Here is a 21,581-nt window from a genome sequence, read left to right as displayed (position 1 = left end):
AGTTACGAGTTACGAGTCACGAGTCATGGATATCAACGAGGCATTGAGATCGGCTGAAGCGAAGCTTTCAGCTGCGGGTATCGAGACGCCGAGGCTGGATGCGGAGGTGCTGCTCGCCCACGCGATGGGCATGAGGCGCACGGACCTCTGCGCGCGCATGCGCGATGAGCTCCCTTCGGACGCCCGCGCAGGGTTCGACTCCATGGTCGAGAGGCGGGCGAGCTGCTGCCCGGTCGCCTATCTCACCGGATCGAAGGGGTTCTGGTCGCGCGAGATCGCGGTCACGCCCGACGTGCTCATCCCCAGGCCCGAGACCGAGACTGTGGTGGATGAGGCTGTCAGGATCTCCTCAGGGCTCAAGGGGCCGCCGTCCGTTCTGGATCTCTGCACAGGCAGCGGATGCATCGCGGCGGCCCTTGCGGATGAGCTCCCGGGCGCCGCGATCGTGGCCTCCGACTCATCGGCGGCCGCTCTGGCGATCGCCGGGGAGAACCTCCGCTTTGCCGGCGAAAGGGTGCGCCTCCTGCAGGGCGATCTCTTCGCGCCGATCGAGGAGGCGGGGCTGGGACCCTTTGACATCATTGCAGCAAACCCGCCCTACGTGCCGGACGGGGAGATGCCGTCGCTCCCCCGCGACGTGCGCGACTACGAACCCAGGGCCGCACTCGCGGCCGGCCCCGGCGGGCTTGATTTTGTGGCCCGCATATTGGAGGATGCCCCCCGGCATCTCGTCCCGGGCGGATGGCTCCTCATGGAGATCGGCGCGGGCCAGGCGGAGGCGATCTTTTTCATGGCGACCGGGCTCGACCGCTACGACACGGTGAGGACCGCGAAGGACCTGGCCGGAATCGACAGAGTCGTGATTGCAAGGAAGACTCTTTTCTGAAATGAGTTACGCATGACGCTACAAGTTGTGAGTTGTGAGTTGTGATTCGAGTCACGAGTCACGAGTCACGAGTCACGAGTCACGGTCCTTATGGAAAAACTCATAATAGAGGGCGGCAGGCCGCTAGCGGGCACCGTGAAGGTGAGCGGCTCCAAGAACGCCGCGCTCCCGATCATGGCGGCCACGCTGCTGGCCACCGGCGAGCACAGGCTCGAGGGGGTGCCCAACCTGCGCGACATCCGCACCATGGCCAGGCTCATCGAACACATCGGCGCGGAGGTGACTCCGCACTCCGGGAGCGCCGACGGATGGCAGCAGGGGTGGGACGGCTCGCTCTGCCTGAAGGTCAACCGCTTCAACGGCGTGGAGGCTCCCTACGACCTGGTGAAGACCATGCGCGCCTCGGTGCTGATCATGGGCCCGCTCGTGGGCCAGCTCAGGCGGGCGCGCGTATCGCTGCCGGGCGGCTGCGCAATAGGCGCGAGGCCCATAGACATGCACCTGAAGGCCCTGGAGGCGATGGGCGCGAAGATCGAGCTCAAGGAGGGCTACGTCGAGGTGTTCGCCCGGCACCTCCGCGGGGCCGAGATCACCTTCAACAAGGTGACCGTCACCGGCACCGAAAACATAATGATGGCAGCAGTGCTCGCGGACGGCGTCACCGTGATCCAGAACGCGGCGCGCGAGCCGGAGGTCGCCGACCTCGCCAGGCACCTCAAATCGATGGGAGCCAAGATCGAGGGCGCAGGCACCGACCGCATCACCATACGCGGCGTGGACAGCCTCTCGCCGGCGCCGCACAGGATCATCCCCGACCGCATCGAGGCAGGCACCCTCCTCATGGCTGCCGGCATAACCGGGGGCGAGCTCGTCGTAGAGAACTTCCCCGCCGACATGCTCGAAACTCTGATCGCCAGGCTCGCAGACGCGGGCATGTCGATCGACGTGGACGGCGACCGCGCGAGCGCGTTCTCCTCCGGGAGGCTCAAGGGCATCGACGTCACCACGGCCCCTCACCCCGGCTTCGCCACCGACCTGCAGGCGCAGTTCATGGCCATGATGTCCGTGGCCGGCGGAACCAGCATCATCACCGAGACGATATTCGAGAACCGCTTCATGCACGTGCCCGAGCTCACGAGGATGGGCGCACAGATATCCACCGACGGCGGCACTGCGATCATAAAGGGAGTGCCCGGGCTCAAGGGGGCGCCGGTGATGGCCACCGACCTGCGCGCCTCGGCGTCGCTCGTGCTGGCGGGGCTCGCGGCCGAGGGGAACACCGAGGTCCGGAGGATCTATCACCTGGACCGCGGATACGAGCGCATAGAGGAGAAGCTCGCCGCCTGCGGGGCGAGGATCAGGCGCGAGCCGGACGAACAGGCCTAGGCAGAATTGCCATTTCACAACAGTGCGGCATGTGCTAGTATCCTGACCCGAATCCCGGGGGGGCTATGCAGCTGATTCCGCAGATATATCTCAAGGACGGCAGGGTGGCGGTCGCCGGGGGGGGTCGCTCCGCCCTCTTCTCCGAGGACGTCATGGCCACCGCGGCGGCGATGAAGGCCGCGGGAGCGGAAACCCTCCATTTCGTGGACCTCGCGCCCACCACGGTGGGGGCCGCCCCCCACGCGGCGCTGGTCAACAAGGTCATACGCGAGCTCAAGATCGCCGCCTACGTCGACAGCACGTTCAAGACCCCGCAGGCGGTGGAGGCCTACGTGAACGCCGGCGTGGAGTTCGTGGCCCAGGGCTCGATCGCGTACCAGCAGCCGGCGTTCCTCAGGGAGCTCTGCGAGAAGTTCCCGAACAAGATCGGCGCGCACATCGACTGCAAGGGCGGCCACGTCACGATACCCGGCTATGCGGTGGTCACCAATAAGACGCCCATGGACTACGCAGGGCAGTTCCTGGATGCCGGGGTCCGCTACATACTCTACTCGGACACGCGGGCGGACGGCACCATGGGCGACGAGAACTTCAGGAACATGCTCGAGTTCTGCAAAAACGTCACCGCGAGGATCATCTGCACCTCGGAGATATCGAGCCTCTCCGACGTTCAGCGCATAGTCGCCCTCTCCGCGCCGCGCCTGGACGGGATAGTCCTCGGCCGCGCGCTGGCCGAGGACCGCATCGATCTCCGCAGCGCGGTCGTGATGGTGAACGACCTCATCATAGGCAGCGGCAACGAGGAGACCCTCGCAGACATCTAGGAGGCAGCCATGTCAGAGGAATGCATCTTCTGCAAGATCGCCAAGGGAGACATACCGGCCGATAAGATCCTCGAGACCGAAACGCTGCTGGCCTTCAAGGACGTAAACCCGGTGGCCCCCACGCACGTGCTGATCATACCGCGCGAGCACATCTCCACGCTCAACCACGTGAAGAGCGAAAAGTCGGGCATCGCGGGGGAGATGCTCATGGCGGCCAAGGAAGTGGCCCAAAAGACCGGGGTCGCGGAGACCGGCTACCGAACCATCATCAACACCAACCGCCAGGCAGGCCAGGAGATATTCCACCTGCACATGCATGTGATCGGCGGCAGGCCCCTTGAGAAGATGGGGTAATAACCGTGACACGTGACCAGTGACACGTAACCTGTAAAAACTCGAAGTAGATGACTGATATCGTCTCCATCAATCCGGCAACACTCGAGACGGTCGGCAAGGTGCCGATCACGCCCCCCGCAAAGGTCAAGGACCTCGTGGCGAAAGCCAGGGCCGCGCAAAAGGACTGGGCCCGTCTCCCGGTGCGCGAGCGCTGCGATATTCTCGTCGCGGCCGCAAGCTGGCTGGGCGAGAACGCCGACGAGCTCGCCCGCACGATCACGATCGACAACGGAAAGCCGCTCGCAGAGGCCATGGCCCAGGAGGTGCTCCCTGTCATCGAGCTCCTGCGTCAGACCGCGAGGACCGCTCCGAAGGCGGTGCGGGATCTGCGGGTCCCCATCGGCATCATGGGGCTCATGGGCCGCAGCTCAACGGTGGAAAGGAGGCCCTGCGGGGTGGTCGGCATCATCGCCCCGTGGAACTATCCGTTCTCCATAGCGGCCGGTCAGGCCGCGGCCGCGCTCGCCGCCGGCAATGCGGTGGTGCACAAGCCCTCTTCGCACGCGCCGATAGCCGGAGGGATGGTGGGAGCCATGTTCGCCGGAGCGGGGCTGCCGGAGGGGCTCTTCACCACCCTCTCCGGCGACGCGGAGACCGGCCGCGCCGTCATCTCCGCGCGGGTCGACAAGATAGCGTTCACCGGCAGCGCCGCCGTCGGCAGGGAGGCGATGAGGCAGGCAGCAGAGTCCGCCACGCCTCTCCTCCTGGAGCTGGGGGGCAAGGACCCGATGATAGTGCGAGCAGACGCGGACATCGACCTCGCGTCGGACGGCGCGGTCTGGGGCGCATTCACGAATGCGGGCCAGGCCTGCGCCTCGGTCGAGCGGTGCTACGTCCACGAGTCGATCTTCGAGGTGTTCGTCGAGCTGTGCGTGCGCAAGGCGCTCGCCCTCAAGCTCGGCAACGGCATGGACCCGGACGTGGACGTGGGGCCGATGACCACGCTCGCGCAGCTCGAGCACGTGGAGGAGCAGCTGATCGACGCCAGGGCCCGCGGCGCCAACGTACTCTGCGGGGGGGAGAGGGACCGCTCGCGCGTGGGGTTCTTCATGCCCCCCACGGTGATCGCCGGCGTGGACCACTCCTTCCCCATCATGCGCGACGAGACGTTCGGCCCGGTGCTCGCGCTCATGCCGTTCTCGGACGACATGCAGGCGGCGGGCCTGGCGAACGACTCCGCCTACGGCCTCTCCGCCTCGATATGGACCAGGGACAAAAAGGCCGCGCGCAGGATGGCGGCCGTCATCGGCGCCGGCACCGTGATGATAAACGACTGCCTGTCTGCGCACGCGATCGCAGGGGCGCCCTGGGGTGGGGTGAAGCTCTCGGGGTTCGGCCGAAGCCACGGCACGGCCGGCATCGAGGAGTTCACCGCCCCCGTGCACCTGCACGAGTGCCGATCTTCGCGCAAACCGTTCTGGTGGTATCCATACGATATGGGACTCGTCGAAGGACTGTCCTCGCTGGCCCGGCGCATCCCGTGCGGGACTATCTCAAGGCTGGGGGCGATCCCGATACTGGCCAGGCTCCTGCGCCGTACTAGATCATCCCCCTGATCACGCCCATGGCGGTCCCGTTGATCTCGAGAGCGCGCGCCTCGCTCGCGGCCTCGGTGTAGACGCGGAACTCGGGCGCGTTGCCGGAGGGGCGCAGGTGGACGACGTCGCCGCTCTCGAAGGTCATCCTGAGCCCGTCGGTGTAGTCGATGGTCTTGACCGGGCCGAACGGGGGGCCGAATCGATCGTCGATCTTCGGGAGATCGGCCCATGAATCCCCGCTCGCGAGCTCCTTGAGTACCCTGGAGCTGTTCTCGACAGGGAAGTTCTTGATCACGTCGCTGGCGGTGAAGCGCTGCGGGAGATCGGCCACCAGCGCCTCGACCCCCTTGCCCTCCCTCCTGGCCAGCATGACCGCGGCGATTATAGGCAGGAACGCGTCGCGGGTGGGAAGCGCGGCCAGGGCCCTGCCGCCCATATCGATCCCGGTGGCGGTGAGGAATCCGCCGTTTGCCTCGTAGCTCACCGCCCTCGCCGCGCCGCCGCGCACCGCGTCCATCATCGAGGAGATGACATAGGGCGAGCCGATCTTCGTGCGGAAGACGTTTGCGAAGAGTGACGACCTCTCCAGCGCCGTGTTGCAGGAGACCGGCGCTGCGACCGCGTCGGCGCCCAGGAACTTCGCGACCAGTATGCCGAGCACGTCGCCTCGGAGCCACTTTCCGTCGCTCCCTGCGACCAGCGGCCTGTCGGAATCGCCGTCCGTGGAGACGATGGCGTCGAAGCGGCCCTCGCTTCCGACCCTTCTCGCGAACTCTGCGTCCTCCGGGCGAATGGCCTCGGTGTCGACCGGCACGAACCTCTCGGAGCGGCCCAGGGGGGTCACCTCGGCCCCCAGCCCCTCCAGCACGCGCGCCAGCAGGTCGCGGCCCACGGCGGAGTGCTGGTAGAGCGCTATCCGCGAGCCCCGGAGCGCCCCGGGGCCGAAGAAATCGACGTAGCGGCGATAGAACATCTCCTCCGCCTCGCGCGTCGCCTCGGGCAGAGGCTTCACCGCGCCCTCGACGAACGATCCGCCCCCGTCGAAGAGGCGATCGGGGATGTCGACGACCTCCTCCCTGATGGCGGCCTCGTCGTCCTTGAGTATCTCGCCCTCCTGCTTGTTGAACTTGATGCCGTTGCGGTCGTCCGGGATGTGCGAGCCGGTGACCATCACGACCGGCACGCCCATCCGTATCCCGTAATTGGCCGATGCCGGCGACGGAACCTTGCCGAGGTTGGCCACCCTGCAGCCTAGGTAATCCGCCGCCGCAGCGCAGGCTGCCATGATGCGGTCGGTGCTGGGCCGGAGATCGCCGGCGACGGCGACCTGATCGCCCTCCTTGAGATCCCAGCGCTTCATGAGGTACTGCAGAAAACCCATGGTGTACGCGAAGCAGACTCGGTCGGTCATCCGGCTGACAAGGCCCCTGGCCCCGCTGGTCCCGAACTTCACCCCGCTCTGCTGCATGAGATCGCCGATCTTCACCCTGCTCATCTTCCCCTCCGATCCGTTGTCGCCTCCGCCCCCCTGCGGGGGAACTCCGCCCGCTCCGCGAAGCGCTCCCCCTTCTGAGGGAGGGGGCCCTGACGCGAAGCGCGCCGCATTCGGCCGATCGTTCCGAATAAATCCCCTCGCCAGATCTGGAAATGCGTTCCCCAGGACGATCTCCCCGCTGAGCTGCCCGCTCCACATCACTATCGAAGAGTTGCCCCCCGGCGGTCTCAGTGCAAGAGTTGGCAGAAGCGATGCCGGCTTTCCGATCATTTCGGCCTCCTCGCGGTGTCAGGATCATGCGTCTTATAACGCAAATCGGGGCAAGGCAAGGCAAAACTCGTCAGAGGAGCTCTATGCCTGCATCCGCGCAGGTGCGGCGCATCTGGTCGGGCCAGACCGCGGCCTGCACCTCGCCTATGTGGGCCTTTCGGAGGAAGAACATGCAGAGCCTGGACTGGCCGATGCCCCCGCCTATGGAGAGCGGCAGATCTCCGCTCAGGATCCTGCGGTGGTAGGGGGATGTCTCGACGCCCCGGAGGGCCAGCTGGGCCTTGAGAGAGACCTTGTCCACCCTGATGCCCATGGATGAGAGCTCGAACGAGCAGCCGAGCGTCGGGTTCCAGACGATTATGTCGCCGTTTAAGCCCCTGCGGCCGCGGCCGGTCTCGGTCCACCAGTCGTCGTAGTCGGGCGCGCGGCCGTCGTGCGGCCTGCCGTCGGCGAGCGGGTGTCCTATGCCTATCACGAAGACCGCGCCCCTCTGCCTGGCGACCCTCTCCTCGCGATCCTCGGGGGAAAGCGAGGGATAGGCCGCCTCCAGATCCTCCGAGTGCACGAAGTGGATCCGCGGCGGGAGCACCGGCTTGCCGAGTTTGGGCCAGCGGCGGCAGACCATGCGCTCGGTCCCGGCGATCACCGCGTATATCGAGCGCACGACCCCCTTCAGATATTCGAGGCTGCGCTCATCCCTTCTCACTATCTTCTCCCAGTCCCACTGGTCCACGTAGACGGAGTGGAGGCTGTCCAGGCGCTCGTCCGGCCTGATCGCGTTCATGTCCGTGTAGAGCCCCTCGCCCGGCCTCATGCCGTAGTCGGCCAGCGCCGCGCGCTTCCACTTGGCCAGGGACTGCACGATCTCCGCCTCGAGCCCGACGTCCTTTATGTAGAACGATGCCGGACGCTCGATGCCGTTCAGGTAGTCGTTGACCCCGCTCTTTTGCGTGACCGCGATCGGCGCGGAGACGCGCTGCAGCGAGAGGACGCGCGCAAGGCGGTTCTGAAAGAGGTCCTTGACGAATTTTATGGCCACCTCTGTCTCGCGCAGGTGGAGCTTCGGCCTGTAGCCCTCGGGGATTATCAGCCTGTGCCTTCTCGCTTGCGCCGCCCTTGCCATCGTCCCCCCCTTATCGTGAGATGCGCAGATTAGCCGAAATCGCGTGGGCTGCCAATCCCTCGATCTCGCCCAGCCGCGCCGCATCCTCGATCATCCCCCGGGCCGCGGCCGCGTCGTCGATCCGCATCCACGTGCGGACCCTGAGGAAATTGAGCACCGACAGCCCCCCGGTGTGGCGCGAGGTGCCGCCGGTGGGCAGCGTGTGGTTCGGGCCCGCACCGTAGTCTCCGAGGACCTCCGCGGCAGCGGCGCCGATGAACAGGGCGCCATAATTGGAGAGCTTCTCCGCCAATCTTTCGGCATCCTTGACCTGCAGCTCGATATGCTCGGGCGCGATTCGGTCGCACGCCTCGATCGCCCCCTTCATGTCGGAGGCGACGAGGACGAAGCCGTTGGCGAGGGCGCCGCGCGCGGTCTTGGCGGTGGGGAGTCTCTCGAGCTGCCTGTCCATCCTGCGCAGCACATCCTCCGCCAAGGATCGGTCGGTGGTCACGAGGACAGGAATCGCGTCGGGGTCGTGCTCCGCCTGAGCGATGAGGTCCGCGGCCACGACCGCTGGGTCTGCCGACGAGTCGGCCAGCACCACGAGCTCGGACGGGCCGGCCAGCATGTCTATGGCGACAGTGCCTGATACGATCTTCTTGGCGGCTGTCACGTACCTGTTCCCCGGCCCAGCGATGACGTCGCACGCGGGCATGGGGCCCGCGCCGTAGGCCATGGCCGCGATCGCCTGCGCCCCGCCCGCCGCGAGGAGCCCGTCCGCGCCCGAGGCGGCCGCGGCCGCCAGCACCATGGCGGTGGGCTTCGGAGAGGCCACCCACACCTCGGCGACGCCGGCCGCCCTGGCGGTCACCGCCGTCATCAGCACCGAGGATGGAAGCGGGAAGCGGCCGCCCGGCGCGTAGCATCCGGCGCGCGCCACCGGCGCGATCATCTGGCCCGCCGTGCCGCCCGGGATGGGGAACTCGAACGGCTTCAAGCTCTCGCGCTGCGCTGCAGCGAATCTGCGTATCCGATCCGCGACTCGGGCGATGAGCTCCCTGTCGGCCCTCTCCACGCAATCGAGCGAGCGCGCAAGCTCCTCGCGCGAGTAGAACAGCTTGTCCCCCTGCCTCACCTCGCCGAAGCGCTCCGCGCAGCGGCGCAGCGCCTCCTCGCCGCCCGCGCGCACTTCATCGACCACGGCCTGCGCGACCCTCTGCGCCTCTGAGTCCACCGGTTCCCTGCGCGAGAGATTGAGATCGCCCGCATCCATGATCTTCATCAGAACCATATGATCTCCATCCGCGTCATTTTTTCATGGCCGGCTTCGCGTCGCCCGGCCTGCGCGTGAGCTTCCGCGAGCGTCTGTCCAGCACGCGTTCGACCTCCGCGATCTCCACCCCCGACCGCGCCATGGCGACCAGCGCGAAGTAGATGAGGTCCGCCGCCTCCTCTGCGACGCCATCCCCCCTTGCCTCGGCGAGCTCTCCGGCCTCCTCCTTGAGCTTGGAAGCGAGCAGCGCCGGGTCGTCGAAGAGCCTCCTCGTGTAGGAGCCGTCGGGGGCCTTGGTTCTCCTCTCGAACAGCCTGCGCGATAGACTCCGAAGCCCGCCATCGTCGCCCCAGCAGGTCCTGGTGCCCAGGTGGCAGAAGCCCTGCCCGGACTGTCGCACCGTGAAACGGAGCGCGTCGCGGTCGCAGTCGAGGTCTATGCGGATGAGATCCTGCACGTCGCCCGAGCCCTCGCCCTTGATCCACAGGCCGCGCGTTCGTGAGCAATACACCCCGCGGCGCAGGCGGACCGCCTCTCGCAGGCTTTCCGCGTCCGACCAGGCCAGCCCGAGCGCGACCCCCGAATCGTCGGCCACGACCGTTGGCCACAGCCCGTCGGGCCTGTCCGATCTAAGCGGCGAGCTGATAGCGTCCGCGAGATCCATCCTGCCGCTGTAGAGAGCCATTCCGATCTGCGCGTCCGCGCCCATCCGGTCGAGCTTCGCTATCTCGGCGAGGGCCGCAACGCCGCCTGCGATCGTCACCTTCGCTTTCCCCGCCGCCTCCACGACCCTGCGGGCGAGTTCCATGTCCGTTCCGCCCATCCTCCCCTCGCGCTCGACGAAGGTGACGAGGAACCCCCCGACGTGATCCTTCAGCTCCGCGACCCTCTCGATGATGCCCCGGCCGGTCCCCCTCTTCCATCCCTCGACCACCACCTCTCCGGATCGTGCGTCCAGCGCCGCTATCACGCGCTCCCTCGGGAGTCGGCGCAAAAGCTCCGGTGTCGCTGCGGTGCCGATGATCACGCTGCTCGCGCCGGCGTCGAGCCATCCGGCGGCGGCCCCATAGTCCCGTATCCCTCCCCCGACCCTGCACGTGAATCGTCGCACGAGTTCCTCGACGAGCGCCCTGTTCCCGCCGCTGCCCATCGCCGCGTCCAGATCGATGACCGCTATCTCGCCGGCCACGCTGAAGCGCTCGGCTATGGGTATGGGGTCGCCCGCGTCGATCTCGAGCCTCTCCCCTCCCACCAGCTGTACAGTCCGGCCTGCCTGCAGGTCTATCGAAGGTATGATCATCTGCGCACCTCGATTCCCATCGCGGCCAGCTCCGCCTTGAGCGATCCGACGGTGTGCTCCGCGTAGTGGAAGATAGACGCGGCCAGCACCGCGGAGGCGCCGGCGCGCAACGCCTCCGCCATGTGCGATGCGTCGGATGCTCCGCCCGACGCTACGATCGGCACGCCGACCGCGCCCGCCACCGCGGAAATGAGGTCAAGGTCGTATCCGGACCTCGTGCCGTCGCGGTCCCAGGAGGTGAGGAGTATCTCTCCAGCACCGAGCTCCGCCGCCCTCGCCGCCCACTCCACCGCGTCGATCCCGGTCCGCCTCTTCCCCGAGTGAGTCATCACCTCGAAGCCGCCGCCTCCCCGGGCCGAGGCGTCGATCGCGAGGACAGCGCACTGGCTGCCGAAACGATCGGCCATCTCGGCGATGAGCTCAGGGTTTTCCACAGCCGCGGTGTTCACGCCCACCTTGTCCGCGCCGGCTGCGAGCAATGCGAGCGCATCCCCGACGCCCCGCACGCCGCCGCCGACCGTGAGCGGGAGCGAGATCCTCTCCCGGACCGCGGCCACTGTCCCGAGGGCGGTATTCCTGCCCTCCGGCGTGGCGGAGACGTCGAGCATGGTTATCTCGTCCGCGCCCTGGCGCTCGTAGAGCGCCGCCTGCTCAGCCGGGTCGCCCGCGTCCCTGAGCCCCTGGAACCTGATCCCCTTCACCACGCGCCCGTCGCGCACGTCGAGGCAGGGGATTATCCTCACTGTCAGCATCGACTTCCTTTCACCTTTAACCTTTGAACCATCTTTCGATTATTCCCAGCCCGAACTCCCCCGAGAGCTCCGGATGAAACTGGCAGCCGATGACGCTGCCGCGCTCTACGGCCGCGACGAAGCGGCCGCCGTAGTCGGAGGAGGCCACGCACCAGCCCTCCGGCGCAGCGACCAGCCGATACGAGTTCGCGAAATAAACATATCCATCCCTCAAAATCTCAGCCTCAGCCTCTACCTCTATCCGGTTCCATCCCAGCTGCGGCACCCTAACCCCTTTTGGAAAGCGTTCGGCAATGCCCGGAACGATGCAGAGCCCCTCAACGCCGTCGCTCTCCTCGCTCCCCTCGAGCAGCATCTGCATCCCGAGGCAGATCGCCAGCGTGGGCCTTCCGGCCGCGACCCTCTCCCTGAGCGGCTCCACGAGCCTGTCCTCCGTGAGCTTTCGCATCGCGGCCGCGAGCGTCCCCACTCCCGGCAGCACCAGATGTGTCGCGCGCTGCACTTCAGACGGCTCCTCGGTGAGGCTCGCCACCGCGCCGAGCCTTCTCAGGGCCGCGAGGACCGAGGCGAGGTTGGCGCTGCCGGTCCTGACAACGGTCACATCGGAGCGCCCCATCAGAGGACCCCCTTGGTGCTCGGCACCTCCTGTGAGCCGTCCAGGGCCGCCGCCTGCCTGAGGGCGAGCGCCAGCGCCTTGAAGGCGGCCTCGGCCCTGTGATGGTCGTTCATTCCGCGCAGCACGTCCACGTGGATCGCGGCGCGTGCCGACTGGGCGAGCGAGGCGATCGCGTGCTCCGCGTTCTCCGACGCCAGGTCCCCCACTCGATCCGATGAGAGCCCGAGGCGCACGACGGAGAAGGGCCTGCCCGACAGGTCAACCGACGCGCGAGCGAGGGCATCGTCCATGGGCGCGTACGCCCAGCCGAAGCGCGCGATCCCGCGCCTCTCGCCGAGGGCGCGGTCGATCGCCTGGCCCAGCGCCAGCGCGCAGTCCTCGGCCGTGTGGTGGTCGTCGACCCGGAGGTCCCCCTTGCACGAGAGCGCGAGGTCAAAGCGGGCGTGGCGCGCGAGCGCCGCGAGCATATGGTCGAGGAACCCGACGCCTGTGGAGAGTTCTGCCCTGCCGCTGCCGTCGAGGTCGAGCATCAGCTCGATCTCGGTCTCGCCGGTCTTCCTCTTTATCTCGGCCTTCCTTGTCATGGGACCACCTCCTCTATCTGGGAGAGTTTCAAGAACACGCGGGCGGCCCCGGCTCCCGTGAGCGCGGCCCGAGCTGCTTCAGGGTCATCCGACGGAGCGACCACCCCTATCGGAAGCACGCCGGCCGCCCTGGCCGCGCGCATGTCGTCCGGCGTGTCCCCTGCCATCCAGGCGCGCGAGGCCCCGAGAGCAGAGAGCGCCGCCTTCACGGGCACGGGATCGGGCTTCTGCGGTCCATCCTCCATGGCGACCACGGCGGAGAAGAGGCGGTCGATCCCCTCCCTGGCGAGGAAGGCGGCCGCATCGGAGCGCGGCCTGCCGGTGACTATGCCGAGCCTCAACCTGCGGGAGAGTCGCTCGAGCATCCTCGAGTCGACCATGAGCGATTCGTTCTCCTTGAGCCCGCGCCTTTCGCCCGTGCCCTGGTATATCGCCTCGAACCGGCGCCGTACCTCCTCGAACGACGCCTCGATCCCCGACTCCCCGAGCAGCCGCCAGGTCAGCTCCCAGTCGTTTGTCGAGTTGCCTGCCGCCTTTAGCCTCGCGACGTCGGCCGGCGAGGCGGCAGCACCAAACGAGCGGGCTGTCTCCACGATCGAGCGCCTGTACGATTCGGTAACGTCCGCGAGGGTGTCGTCTATGTCGAATATGATCGCCTCGGGGGCGAGCACGGTCTCTATCGCAGAGAGCAGCCTGTCGAAATCCCTCCCGTTCCCCGGCATCGTGATCCTGAGGCTGTCCTCGAGCCGTTCCCTGCCGGGAAACGCCCGCACCGCTATGCCCAGTCCTGCGAGCCCGTCGCGCACCCATGCTGCATCCGGGAATTTCGCCAGCACGAAGTTGGCCTGCGAGGGGAGGACCCGGCCTCCGAGATCCTCGATCGCCCTGCTTATGCGTTTCACCTCCGATCGAACGGTCGAGACGAACTCGCCGACGCTCCTCCGGTGGGAGAGCCTCTCCTCCGCTATGGCCAGCGAAGCGGAGGAGACCGCGTAGGGGTTTCCGGCGGCGCGCATCCAGCCGATCACCTCGGCGGGGCCGGCAGCCCAGCCGACCCTGAGGCCCGCCAGGCCCCACGCCTTGGACAGGGTGCGTATGACGACCGCGTTGGGCAGCTCAAGCGCCGCCCCTGTGAGGTCGCGATCTGCGAACTCCGCGTAGGCAAGGTCCACGACTATGAGGGCGTGCGGGGCTGCGGCGGAAAGCCTCCTCAGATCGTCCTCCGAGACCACGAGCCCCGTCGGGTTGTTCGGGGAGACCACCGCGATCGCCGCGGTGCGCTCGCTGATGCCGGCTATCACATCCTCCACCGGATAGGGCCCCTCCGCCCACGAGAGCCTCGCCACCTCGCCTCCGGCGAGCCTCGCGTAGCGCTCGAACATCTCGAAGGTCGGCTCAGGCAGAATCAGCTCCCTGCCTGGGGCCAGCACCGATTTCAGCGCGCGGTATATCGCGTCGTCGCCTCCTGCGGTGACGATCAAGCGGCCCGGATCGATGCCGATCATAGAGGCTATCCTCTCCTCGAGAGGGCGCGCGTCGGGATAGCGCCTCATCGCCTCTGTGCCCGCGGCAGCTATCCGCTCGATCAGCTCCGCGGGAGGGGCCGCGCCCTCGTTGCCGTCGAGCCACAGGTCGATCGGCGCCCCGTGCCTCGGGACGCTGTAGGCCGTCATCCCGCTCACCGCAGGCGAAGGCATTATGGATCTTCGCTCGCCCATCTTGGCCCCTATGACATTATCTGCGCCAGGCTCATGACCACTATGTCCGAGCCCCCCCTGCGCTTTATCTCCGGTATCAGCCTCGGCAGCTCGGCGCGCGGCACCGCCGCCTTTACCGCGTAGCCTGCCCCTCCGTGCAGCTCCGCCATCGTGGGCTCGCGCATGCACGGCAGTATCTCGATCACCGACTCCAGCCTGTCGGCAGGGACGTTCAGCTCCACCATCACCCTGCCGCGCGCCTCGATGACCGATCGGAGCAGCATGACAAGCTCCTCGATCTCCGCGCGACTGTTCGGATCATCCATGGCGCGGGGGTTCGCGTAGAGCCTCGTGGAGGAGCGCATGATCTCCGCCACCTCCACGAGCTTGTTGGCGCGAAGGGTCTCGCCCGACGCCACGAGGTCGACGATCAGGTCCGCGTCCTCGGGGGGGAATACCTCGGTGGCTCCGTAGGTGCGAACCAGGGTCGCGTCCAGCCGCTCGCGTCCGATCCAGTTCCCCGCCAGCCTCTCGTACTCCGATGCCACCACGAGCCTTCCCCCGGGCAGCCTCCCGCCCTCGAGCAGCTCGGCCGGCGCCGCGGCCACCATGCGCACCGGATCGAGCCCGGTGTCGATGAGCTCCGTGAGCTCAAAGCCCAGCTCCGCCACCCAGTCCGCGCCTGCGAACCCCACGTCGCGCGACCCTGCGCCGAGCATCTCTATGATATTCTGGGGCTTGAGTATCTTAGCTTCGTAGTTGGCGAGAGAGAGCCGCGGCCTGTACCCGCGCTTCGGAAAACGCACGTCGATCCCCGCGTCGGCCAGGAGCGATACTACCCCCTCCTGCATGCGTCCCTTGGGGAGCGCCATCCTGATCTTCGATCTGTCCTTCATCATCATCGCATCCTCCTTGCGACCCATGAGGGACCGCAAACGACGACGCCGGCCCCAGGGCCGGCGTCTTGCGTGCTATCGCTCTGCGCACGAAATCACAAACCGGCTCCTTCAGGAACTGGTCATGTGATAGTGGTTGTCGCGCGCCTTCTTCATCGGGAATCGAGATTGCCCCACAGAAGGTTCCCGTGTCAACTGAAAACCTTTTTTTGTCTTGCAAATCGCCTCCGCATTGACTAGGCGCAGGCGCTTTATTATAAAGCATTAGAGGAGATCGCAGCATGAACTCGAGTCCGGTCGTCCTTTTTCGCCTCTTCGCCCCGATACAGCTGCCGGACAGGCAGCCGTTGCAGAACAGCATCAAGACGGCAGGCGCCCTTGCGCGCACTCCCCTCTCCATCGAAGTCAATCTGCACAGGACGCCCTTCGTTGAGGGCTTCAGGCTGCCTGCGGGCCGATTTGCCTCCCATCCGCTCTTTGCCGAAATACCGTGGCGGAACGATCCCGGCACAAAGGAGAAGACAACGGAGCTCAAAGGCGAGCCCCAGACCGAATTCCCTTATCCATACTATATCGACGACTACGAGGAGGAAGCGGTCTCAGTCAGCGAGAGCGGGGGCGATGAAGAGGATATGGAGGAACTCGAGATCGCAGCCCGGAGAATCGTGCGTTTCCCGCACCCGAACAATTACGGAAGAAACCTTGCCAGGACGCTGGGCAGGAAGCCTTGCCCCCGGCCGCCGTCCCTCAGGGGAGCAGAGCTGCTGGCCAGGTTCATCAGATGATGAAGGGATTCAGAGCAGCTGGGAGCTCATGATGTGGCCCAGCCCCATCACATAGGAAGAGACCTTCCGCTTCTTCACGCCCACGTTGTTCGCAGGCACAGGCACGCCGCCCGAATCGCCGGTGTTTCCCTCCACGGTCCAGATCGACCAGTCGTCCTTGTTCGTAGAGCCGTTCTTCTCTATGGCAAGAAGCATGGTGCTGTGATGGCCGTCAATGCTCACCCAGTCGCCGCGATCGCCCACGCCTATATCCGCCTCCGTGTAATATCCGTCATAGTATGAGAAGTAGCTCTTCAGCGCGTCCACCGAGGTCTTCGAGCCCACGCCCTTGAGCCAGCTGCTCGCGTTCCACGCATAGAATTCACTGCACCACCACTCGTCATGGTCTGCGCCGTAGCGCGTGCCGTTCACGTCCACGGTGCCTAGCGTGCCGACCTTGCCCTCGAGCGCGTCCGAGTGCTGCTTCAGAGCCTTGACGACGATTTTGGTCCTGACGATGCTCTTTTCGGTCGTGCCGTTTGTTGTCGTGTAATACCAGGGCGAGAGAGGCCCCAGAGCGCTGTACGAGGTGCCGGCCCTGCTGAAGAAGCGGACCCTCGCCCTGTAGACCGTGGTCGTGCTCAGCCCGTCGAGGGTGTATTTGGCGTATCTGCTCCCGCCGGAGGTGTAGGCGCTCACGAACACCTTCGACCGGGTCTGCGCGTTCGCCGAATCCCTGAGCCTCGCGTACTCGACGTCAGCGTAGAGATCGCCCTCGACCGCTGCGGCGGCCTGGTCGTTGAGCTTGAAGATCATCTCGAACGAGGTCTCGAAGCTGCGGGATGAGCTCGACGGGTATACAGGCGCCGGCTCGTCCGTGAGGCCGTTGCAGTTGTCGTCAACGCCGTTGAACGCGATCTCGCCCCTCCTCGGATGGATCGAGGCGCTCGAATCGTCGCAGTCGCCGGTCGCCGGCACGTAACCGGCCGGGCAAGTGAGCCGGTTGTTCAGTTCCCTGCCGACGAGATAGGACTTGGAGCCTGCGGCTGCATACCCGTCGCCGTCGACGTCGTCCGCATCCCAGAAGCAGCGGAGCGTATAGGGGCCGTCCGGGACAGCGGGCGGAGATGCTTCCTCTTCAGGCTCAGGTTCAGGCTCAGGTTCAGATTCAGGCTCAGGTTCTGCCGCAGGCTCCTCAGCCGCAGGCAGCGTGACAGAGAGAGTAAAGGATACTGAATCGTTCGGCCACCAGCCCAGGGTGTCGCTGAGCGTTATCGTGATCGGATAGCTGCCCTCGGATCCCTCCGAAGGAGCTCCGCTGATACTCACGACGCTCCCCTGCTTTACGAACGAGAGGCCGTCGGGGAGCGCACCGCTGATGCTCCACGTGTAGAACCCTGTGCCGCCTGCTGCGGCGAACTCCTGCGTGTAAGGCTCCAGCTCGACCGCGCTCGTCTGCACATCGCCTAAGATTACTATCTCCATGGGCTCCGGCTCGACAGCAGGGCTGCCTGTATCGGTATCGTTCGTGCCGAACCCCTCGAACTCGGGCTCCTCGACTACGATGTCCGGAGGCGCTTCGTCCTCAGGCACGATCGACTCATCTGAGCGCTCCTCCCCGGAGCCATCGGAGAGATCGCCAGCCATATCGTCCGGCTGCCCGTCCTGCTGCACGGCGGGACCGGGTGAATCGAACCATTCCTCAGCGTCGCTGCCGCCGGCAGAACAACCGGCGATGAACGCCAAGGCCAGGACCGCTGCCAGAACCGCCACGCATGAGCTGTCAAGTTTTGTCATGGAGATATGTACATGCAAGATGCGGGCCTTTTTGACCGTTTCAGATCGATAATTTATTCTTAAATTTTAACTATTTAGATATCGCTGCGTCCCTGAAAGGACGTCGGATCGAACGATTCGTCGTTTCAAGTCTCCGGATGGGGGACTCACCACCCGAAGATCCCGCGGAAGAACTCTCGCGCGCGACTGCGGCCCTCTTTTTTGCCGAGGTCCGGGATGCGGTCCGAGCCCGGGAGCGCCTCGCCGGACGAGGCCACCGCGTCCCTCTGCCGCCGGCTGAGCCCCCGCCGCGTGACCATGCCGTAGGGCTGCGGCACGAACCTCCGGCCGCCGTCGTTGAGACCGATCGGACCGTCGCGCACCTCTGCGAAGAGGGGATTCAGCCTCGCGCGGCCGTTGGCGTCCACATCCACGTCGAGCTTCAAGAGCCCCTCCACCGCCTCGGGCGCATAGACCTCGGTCTGGAAGACGTTGGCGAACATCTGCGCAACATTGAGCCTGCCGTCGGGCCTCTCCTTGCCCGTGCTGCACGAGTTGAGCACGATCTGGGGCCTCGCGCTCCCGAACACGCCGCCGAGATTCTTGGAAAGAAAATCATAATGGTGATCCACCGAGAGCAACGACACCTTGTGACCGACAGATCTTTCTTCGGCCATGAGAAAACCGGTGCTAGACGAGCGGGCTTCGTCGGGGCTCAAATATCCCATCATCATGTACGAGGGGTCGCCGTGCGCGGTTATCATCACGCTGTCCGGAGCGCCGTATTTTTTCGCAAGGTCCCTGATCGCAAAGTCCAATTCCGGGACCGAACCCACCTCCACGGCCACCACCCGCACGCGCGGGTCGTACTCGAACCTCCGGCCCCAGTGGAACATCCCCGTGCCGTCGAACTGTGCCGTGACGATCATGACCAGCGGTCTGTCCCTCATGTGATCCGGGTCCTTCGCCATATCGACCAGGTGCCTGAGCACCGAGGGATGATAGCGCGCGAAGCGGGTGATGTTGAACTTCTGGTAGAGGCGGAGCGCATCCTCGGACCCGATGGCCGCATCGGCGATCCTCAAGTCCTCTAAGGTCGGGAGATTTGAGGCGGTGATGAAGGGGGAGTACTTTACCAGAAAATCCGCGTCCAGATCGAGATCTCCCCTGAAGAGATCGTACAGCGCAGCATAGCGCCCCTTTGCATCCGGCGCTGACATGGCCTGGTCGATCTGCGAGGCGAGCCCGACGGGAGTGGTCCCCTGACCGTCATGGGGGCGAATGAAGCCGAACCACATCGCCGCGTGTATGCCGGCCAGCTGCTCCTCGGTCATGCCGTTCCCCATCGAGGCTATGGAGCGGACCAGGGCTTCGTACTCGGCATCCGCATAGGGCGTCATTCCAGCAATTGAGTACCAGTAGAGGCCGCTCATCATGTTGACCAGATACGCCTCTTTGAGGCTGCCTGTGCTGTCCTTGTCGCGCGCCTTCGCGAACATGCCTGCGAGCCTCATGAGCCGAAGATTGTGGAAGAGCAATTCGTCTCGTTTGATGCCGACATCGGCCACGATGCGAAGATCTCCGCCCGAGAGCTCGAACACGTCGAGGAGCGCGGTCAGGAAATCGAGCTTGAAACTGTATTCCACGCTGTGACCCAGACCCATTGCATAGTCGATCTTCCGCATGATGTCGTCGACAATGGCGTCCTCACCCTCTTTCATGAGCTCGACCATCTTCGCGCCGAGCGCCCTCATCCTGCCTATGAAGTGCGCGTCCAGCTCCACGCCGTCCGCGAGCAGCCCGTCGTAGACCTTCCACAGCTGCGAGGCGCCCTCGGGCGCGATCTCATGGATCGGCTTGTTCTGGAAGAGATAGGTCTGCCTGCCCAGGATCGGGTCATCCACAACATATGCCATGTCGATCCGGCCGTCGCCGTTCCAGTCCCCTACCTTGAGCGAGACGAACTCCGCGGCGCCGAGGAACGAGGTCTCAAAGCATTCGAGCCTCTGCGCGGGGAGCCCGTCTGCCTGCTCAACATCCATCGGGATGCACGACCTGTTGTCAAAGGACCTTGCGCGCAGCTCGCCCGAACCGTTGTGATATGTGACGAAGAGGCGGTTGAAATTATCTATGCGAGGCGCCGGCACGCCCTCTTCGATCACAAAGCCTATTCCGCTCGAAGTGACGCCTTTGCCGCCCTCGTTCAGTGTGAGATAGTCTGCCAGGACACCCGAGCCCTCCTCCCCTGTCTCGAGCGCCTCCCCGCCCTCGATCTCGCCCTCCTGTATCGTGAGCTCGAAGTGGGCCCTGTCTGTTTCACGCGGGCCCTGTGCGAGCAGAACAGAGGCCTCTTCGCGGTAGAGGGTTTTTATCCTCAAAGCGGTTTCTTCAGGAATTTTGCCAGGTTTGATTATGATACCCATACATCAATATTATCGGCAGCGCGGGCCCTGGAGTTGCCTTGAAGTAAAAGTAAATTAAACCATATAAATTAATATATTAGGTTGATACTACAAAAGTGAAGCTTTACCCACCCGCCAAAAGCCGCAGGGTGAGCACCACGATGCCTATGAGGGAGACTATGAACAGCGCGCCGTAGAATACGCGGGTGACCCACTTGGTGTTGGAGGGGCCGGTGAGGTTGCCCCACTGCCACCAGGGTACGAACTGGTATGGCAGCTCCTCCGGCTCGCCGTCTTTGTCGTACCAGGCCATGCCGCGGCCGCGGCGGTCTTTCAGCATCCGCGCCTTCTTAGCGAGCTGCTGCTCGAGCGGGATGCCGAGCTTTTCAGCGGCCTGGGCCTCCGCCTTCGCGAGCCCGAATCGGCCCTCCGCATCCTTCTGCTGAAACGCGAACTCGCGGCCGCGCGTGGCGGCGAGCGCGAGGTAGAGCAGCTCCTCGCTCGTCATCTTGCCGAGCATCTCCTTTGTGATCTGGCTGCCGGGCATCATGGCGCGGAGCCTCGCGAGCGCCTCGGCGATGATCGAGAAGCGCACGAACTTCTCCACCCTCCCATTTGACAGATGCATGTCGCCGATGAAGATCCCTTTTCCGCCCTTCTGCACCACGCCGCGCATGAAGAGCTGCTTGATGTCGTCGATGAGGGCCTTCTTCGCGACCGTGCGGTCCAGGAAGTTCTGGAAGAACTGCTTCCACTCCGCCTCTGTCTTGGGATTGAAGTGGGGCTTTCCGTCCGCGCTCTCCTGCGCGACCTGTTTGCCCCCCTCGAAGCGGTCGATCACCAGCCTCTCGAACTTCGAGAGCATCTCGTCCAGGCGCTTTCCTGCCGCCCTCTGGTCCAGCCCCTCGGAGAGCTTCATGCTTGCGGCCGCGCGGGCGCCCTCCTTCGCCTCCTTGGCATCGGCCTTCTTGCCCGCCTCCTCTGTCGCCGCCTTGGCGCCCTCCTTTGCGGCGTCCTTGGCGACCTCCTTTGCGACCTCCTTGGCCTGCTCCTGCTGCGCCGCCCTGCCGGCCTCATCGGCCTGCTTCTCGGGGCGGCCCATGAACTGCTCGCGCCGGTCGTCCACCATCCTGCCGTTCAATAGCCTGAAGTGCTGGAACGCCTGCGTGGCGTCGAGCTTCTGCGCGAGCTGCTGGAAGAACGGCGTGCCCTCCTTGATCTCGAACGGCGCGCGCTGGACTGCATCGGCCAGCTCCACCTCCGCCTTCTGGATCTCCTCCATGGGCGCGTTTTTCTGCACCAGGTCCATGAGCTGCTGGTATCTCTGCTCTATCGAGACGTTCGACACGTTCGGGGAACCTCCTGAAACGCTATGATTTCTCTAATCTTTCCGGCGCATTATAGGCCCAAACGCGCACTAGGGCAACACCAATCCCTATGATGATTATCGGGAATCGATCACCCCGAAGTTGCGCTTCATCTACCAGATGTAGACGGAGCGGCTCGGGGTGCTCTTCTCGCTATCCCTCCTCGACTCAGACGCCGTCTCGTCGGGGGCTTTCGTCGGCCGGGTCATATAGGCTGCTGAATCCGGCCTCCCTGCCTGCCGGCAGGCAGGCTC

General features: G+C 65.3%; 18 protein-coding genes. 6 read left to right on the top strand and 12 right to left on the bottom strand.

Annotated elements, in window-relative coordinates; genetic code table 11:
* Window positions 1-25: 25 nt before the first annotated feature.
* The 5 genes from prmC to JXA24_04610 all read left to right on the top strand — a co-directional run bounded on the left by prmC (window position 26) and on the right by JXA24_04610 (window position 5,048).
* Window positions 26-886: a peptide chain release factor N(5)-glutamine methyltransferase gene (gene prmC / locus JXA24_04630; GenBank protein MBN1283041.1), complete on the top strand. Its 861-nt coding sequence runs from the start codon at window positions 26-28 to the stop codon at window positions 884-886.
* A gap of 90 nt (window positions 887-976) precedes the next feature.
* Entirely contained in the window at window positions 977-2,272 is a 1,296-nt protein-coding gene (murA, locus tag JXA24_04625; GenBank protein ID MBN1283040.1) for a UDP-N-acetylglucosamine 1-carboxyvinyltransferase, read from the top strand.
* A 65-nt stretch (window positions 2,273-2,337) separates the two neighbouring features.
* Window positions 2,338-3,096 carry a hypothetical protein gene (locus JXA24_04620; GenBank protein MBN1283039.1) on the top strand — a complete coding sequence of 253 codons (759 nt, stop codon included), beginning with the start codon at window positions 2,338-2,340 and terminating at the stop codon, window positions 3,094-3,096.
* 9 nt (window positions 3,097-3,105) lie between these two features.
* Window positions 3,106-3,450, top strand: coding sequence for a histidine triad nucleotide-binding protein (locus JXA24_04615; GenBank protein MBN1283038.1), 345 nt, complete (start codon window positions 3,106-3,108; stop codon window positions 3,448-3,450).
* 50 nt (window positions 3,451-3,500) lie between these two features.
* On the top strand, window positions 3,501-5,048 hold the full coding sequence (locus tag JXA24_04610; GenBank protein MBN1283037.1) for an aldehyde dehydrogenase family protein: 1,548 nt from the start codon (window positions 3,501-3,503) through the stop codon (window positions 5,046-5,048).
* Here JXA24_04610 and JXA24_04605 read toward each other — a convergent pair.
* The 9 genes from JXA24_04605 to hisG all read right to left on the bottom strand — a co-directional run bounded on the left by JXA24_04605 (window position 5,032) and on the right by hisG (window position 15,024).
* Window positions 5,032-6,525, bottom strand: a complete 1,494-nt coding sequence (locus JXA24_04605; protein MBN1283036.1) for a phosphomannomutase — start codon at window positions 6,523-6,525, stop codon at window positions 5,032-5,034. The two genes, JXA24_04610 and JXA24_04605, sit on opposite strands and share 17 nt — an antisense overlap.
* A 340-nt stretch (window positions 6,526-6,865) precedes the next feature.
* Window positions 6,866-7,918: an aspartate--ammonia ligase gene (locus JXA24_04600; GenBank protein MBN1283035.1), complete on the bottom strand. Its 1,053-nt coding sequence runs from the start codon at window positions 7,916-7,918 to the stop codon at window positions 6,866-6,868.
* Window positions 7,919-7,928: 10 nt separating this feature from the next.
* On the bottom strand, window positions 7,929-9,191 hold the full coding sequence (hisD, locus tag JXA24_04595) for a histidinol dehydrogenase (GenBank protein MBN1283034.1): 1,263 nt from the start codon (window positions 9,189-9,191) through the stop codon (window positions 7,929-7,931).
* Window positions 9,192-9,207: 16 nt separating this feature from the next.
* Window positions 9,208-10,473, bottom strand: a complete 1,266-nt coding sequence (gene hisE, locus JXA24_04590) for a phosphoribosyl-ATP diphosphatase (protein MBN1283033.1) — start codon at window positions 10,471-10,473, stop codon at window positions 9,208-9,210.
* Window positions 10,470-11,225, bottom strand: a complete 756-nt coding sequence (gene hisF, locus JXA24_04585) for an imidazole glycerol phosphate synthase subunit HisF (GenBank protein MBN1283032.1) — start codon at window positions 11,223-11,225, stop codon at window positions 10,470-10,472. The genes hisE and hisF overlap by 4 nt, the downstream gene beginning before the upstream one ends.
* A 16-nt stretch (window positions 11,226-11,241) precedes the next feature.
* On the bottom strand, window positions 11,242-11,841 hold the full coding sequence (gene hisH / locus JXA24_04580; GenBank protein ID MBN1283031.1) for an imidazole glycerol phosphate synthase subunit HisH: 600 nt from the start codon (window positions 11,839-11,841) through the stop codon (window positions 11,242-11,244).
* Window positions 11,841-12,425, bottom strand: coding sequence for an imidazoleglycerol-phosphate dehydratase HisB (gene hisB, locus JXA24_04575; protein MBN1283030.1), 585 nt, complete (start codon window positions 12,423-12,425; stop codon window positions 11,841-11,843). Before hisB ends, hisH begins: the two co-directional genes overlap by 1 nt.
* Window positions 12,422-14,143 carry an aminotransferase class I/II-fold pyridoxal phosphate-dependent enzyme gene (locus tag JXA24_04570; GenBank protein MBN1283029.1) on the bottom strand — a complete coding sequence of 574 codons (1,722 nt, stop codon included), beginning with the start codon at window positions 14,141-14,143 and terminating at the stop codon, window positions 12,422-12,424. Before JXA24_04570 ends, hisB begins: the two co-directional genes overlap by 4 nt.
* An 8-nt stretch (window positions 14,144-14,151) precedes the next feature.
* Window positions 14,152-15,024: an ATP phosphoribosyltransferase gene (gene hisG, locus JXA24_04565; protein ID MBN1283028.1), complete on the bottom strand. Its 873-nt coding sequence runs from the start codon at window positions 15,022-15,024 to the stop codon at window positions 14,152-14,154.
* 275 nt (window positions 15,025-15,299) lie between these two features.
* Here hisG and JXA24_04560 point away from each other — a divergent pair, with 275 nt between their 5' ends.
* Window positions 15,300-15,803 carry a hypothetical protein gene (locus JXA24_04560; protein ID MBN1283027.1) on the top strand — a complete coding sequence of 168 codons (504 nt, stop codon included), beginning with the start codon at window positions 15,300-15,302 and terminating at the stop codon, window positions 15,801-15,803.
* Window positions 15,804-15,812: 9 nt separating this feature from the next.
* On the opposite strand, the gene JXA24_04555 is transcribed toward JXA24_04560, so the two are convergent.
* From JXA24_04555 to JXA24_04545, 3 genes are all read right to left on the bottom strand, one after another.
* Entirely contained in the window at window positions 15,813-17,267 is a 1,455-nt protein-coding gene (locus JXA24_04555; GenBank protein MBN1283026.1) for a putative metal-binding motif-containing protein, read from the bottom strand.
* Between the two features lie 458 nt (window positions 17,268-17,725).
* Window positions 17,726-19,936 carry a hypothetical protein gene (locus tag JXA24_04550; GenBank protein MBN1283025.1) on the bottom strand — a complete coding sequence of 737 codons (2,211 nt, stop codon included), beginning with the start codon at window positions 19,934-19,936 and terminating at the stop codon, window positions 17,726-17,728.
* 148 nt (window positions 19,937-20,084) lie between these two features.
* The gene (locus JXA24_04545) at window positions 20,085-21,308 is read right to left on the bottom strand and encodes a hypothetical protein (protein ID MBN1283024.1); all 1,224 of its coding nucleotides are present in this window, start codon (window positions 21,306-21,308) and stop codon (window positions 20,085-20,087) included.
* Window positions 21,309-21,581 lie beyond the last annotated feature (273 nt).

This window comes from Pseudomonadota bacterium, from assembly GCA_016927275.1.
Lineage (GTDB): Bacteria > UBA10199 > UBA10199 > 2-02-FULL-44-16 > JAAZCA01 > JAFGMW01.
This window is presented reverse-complemented; position numbering and strand designations above follow the sequence as displayed.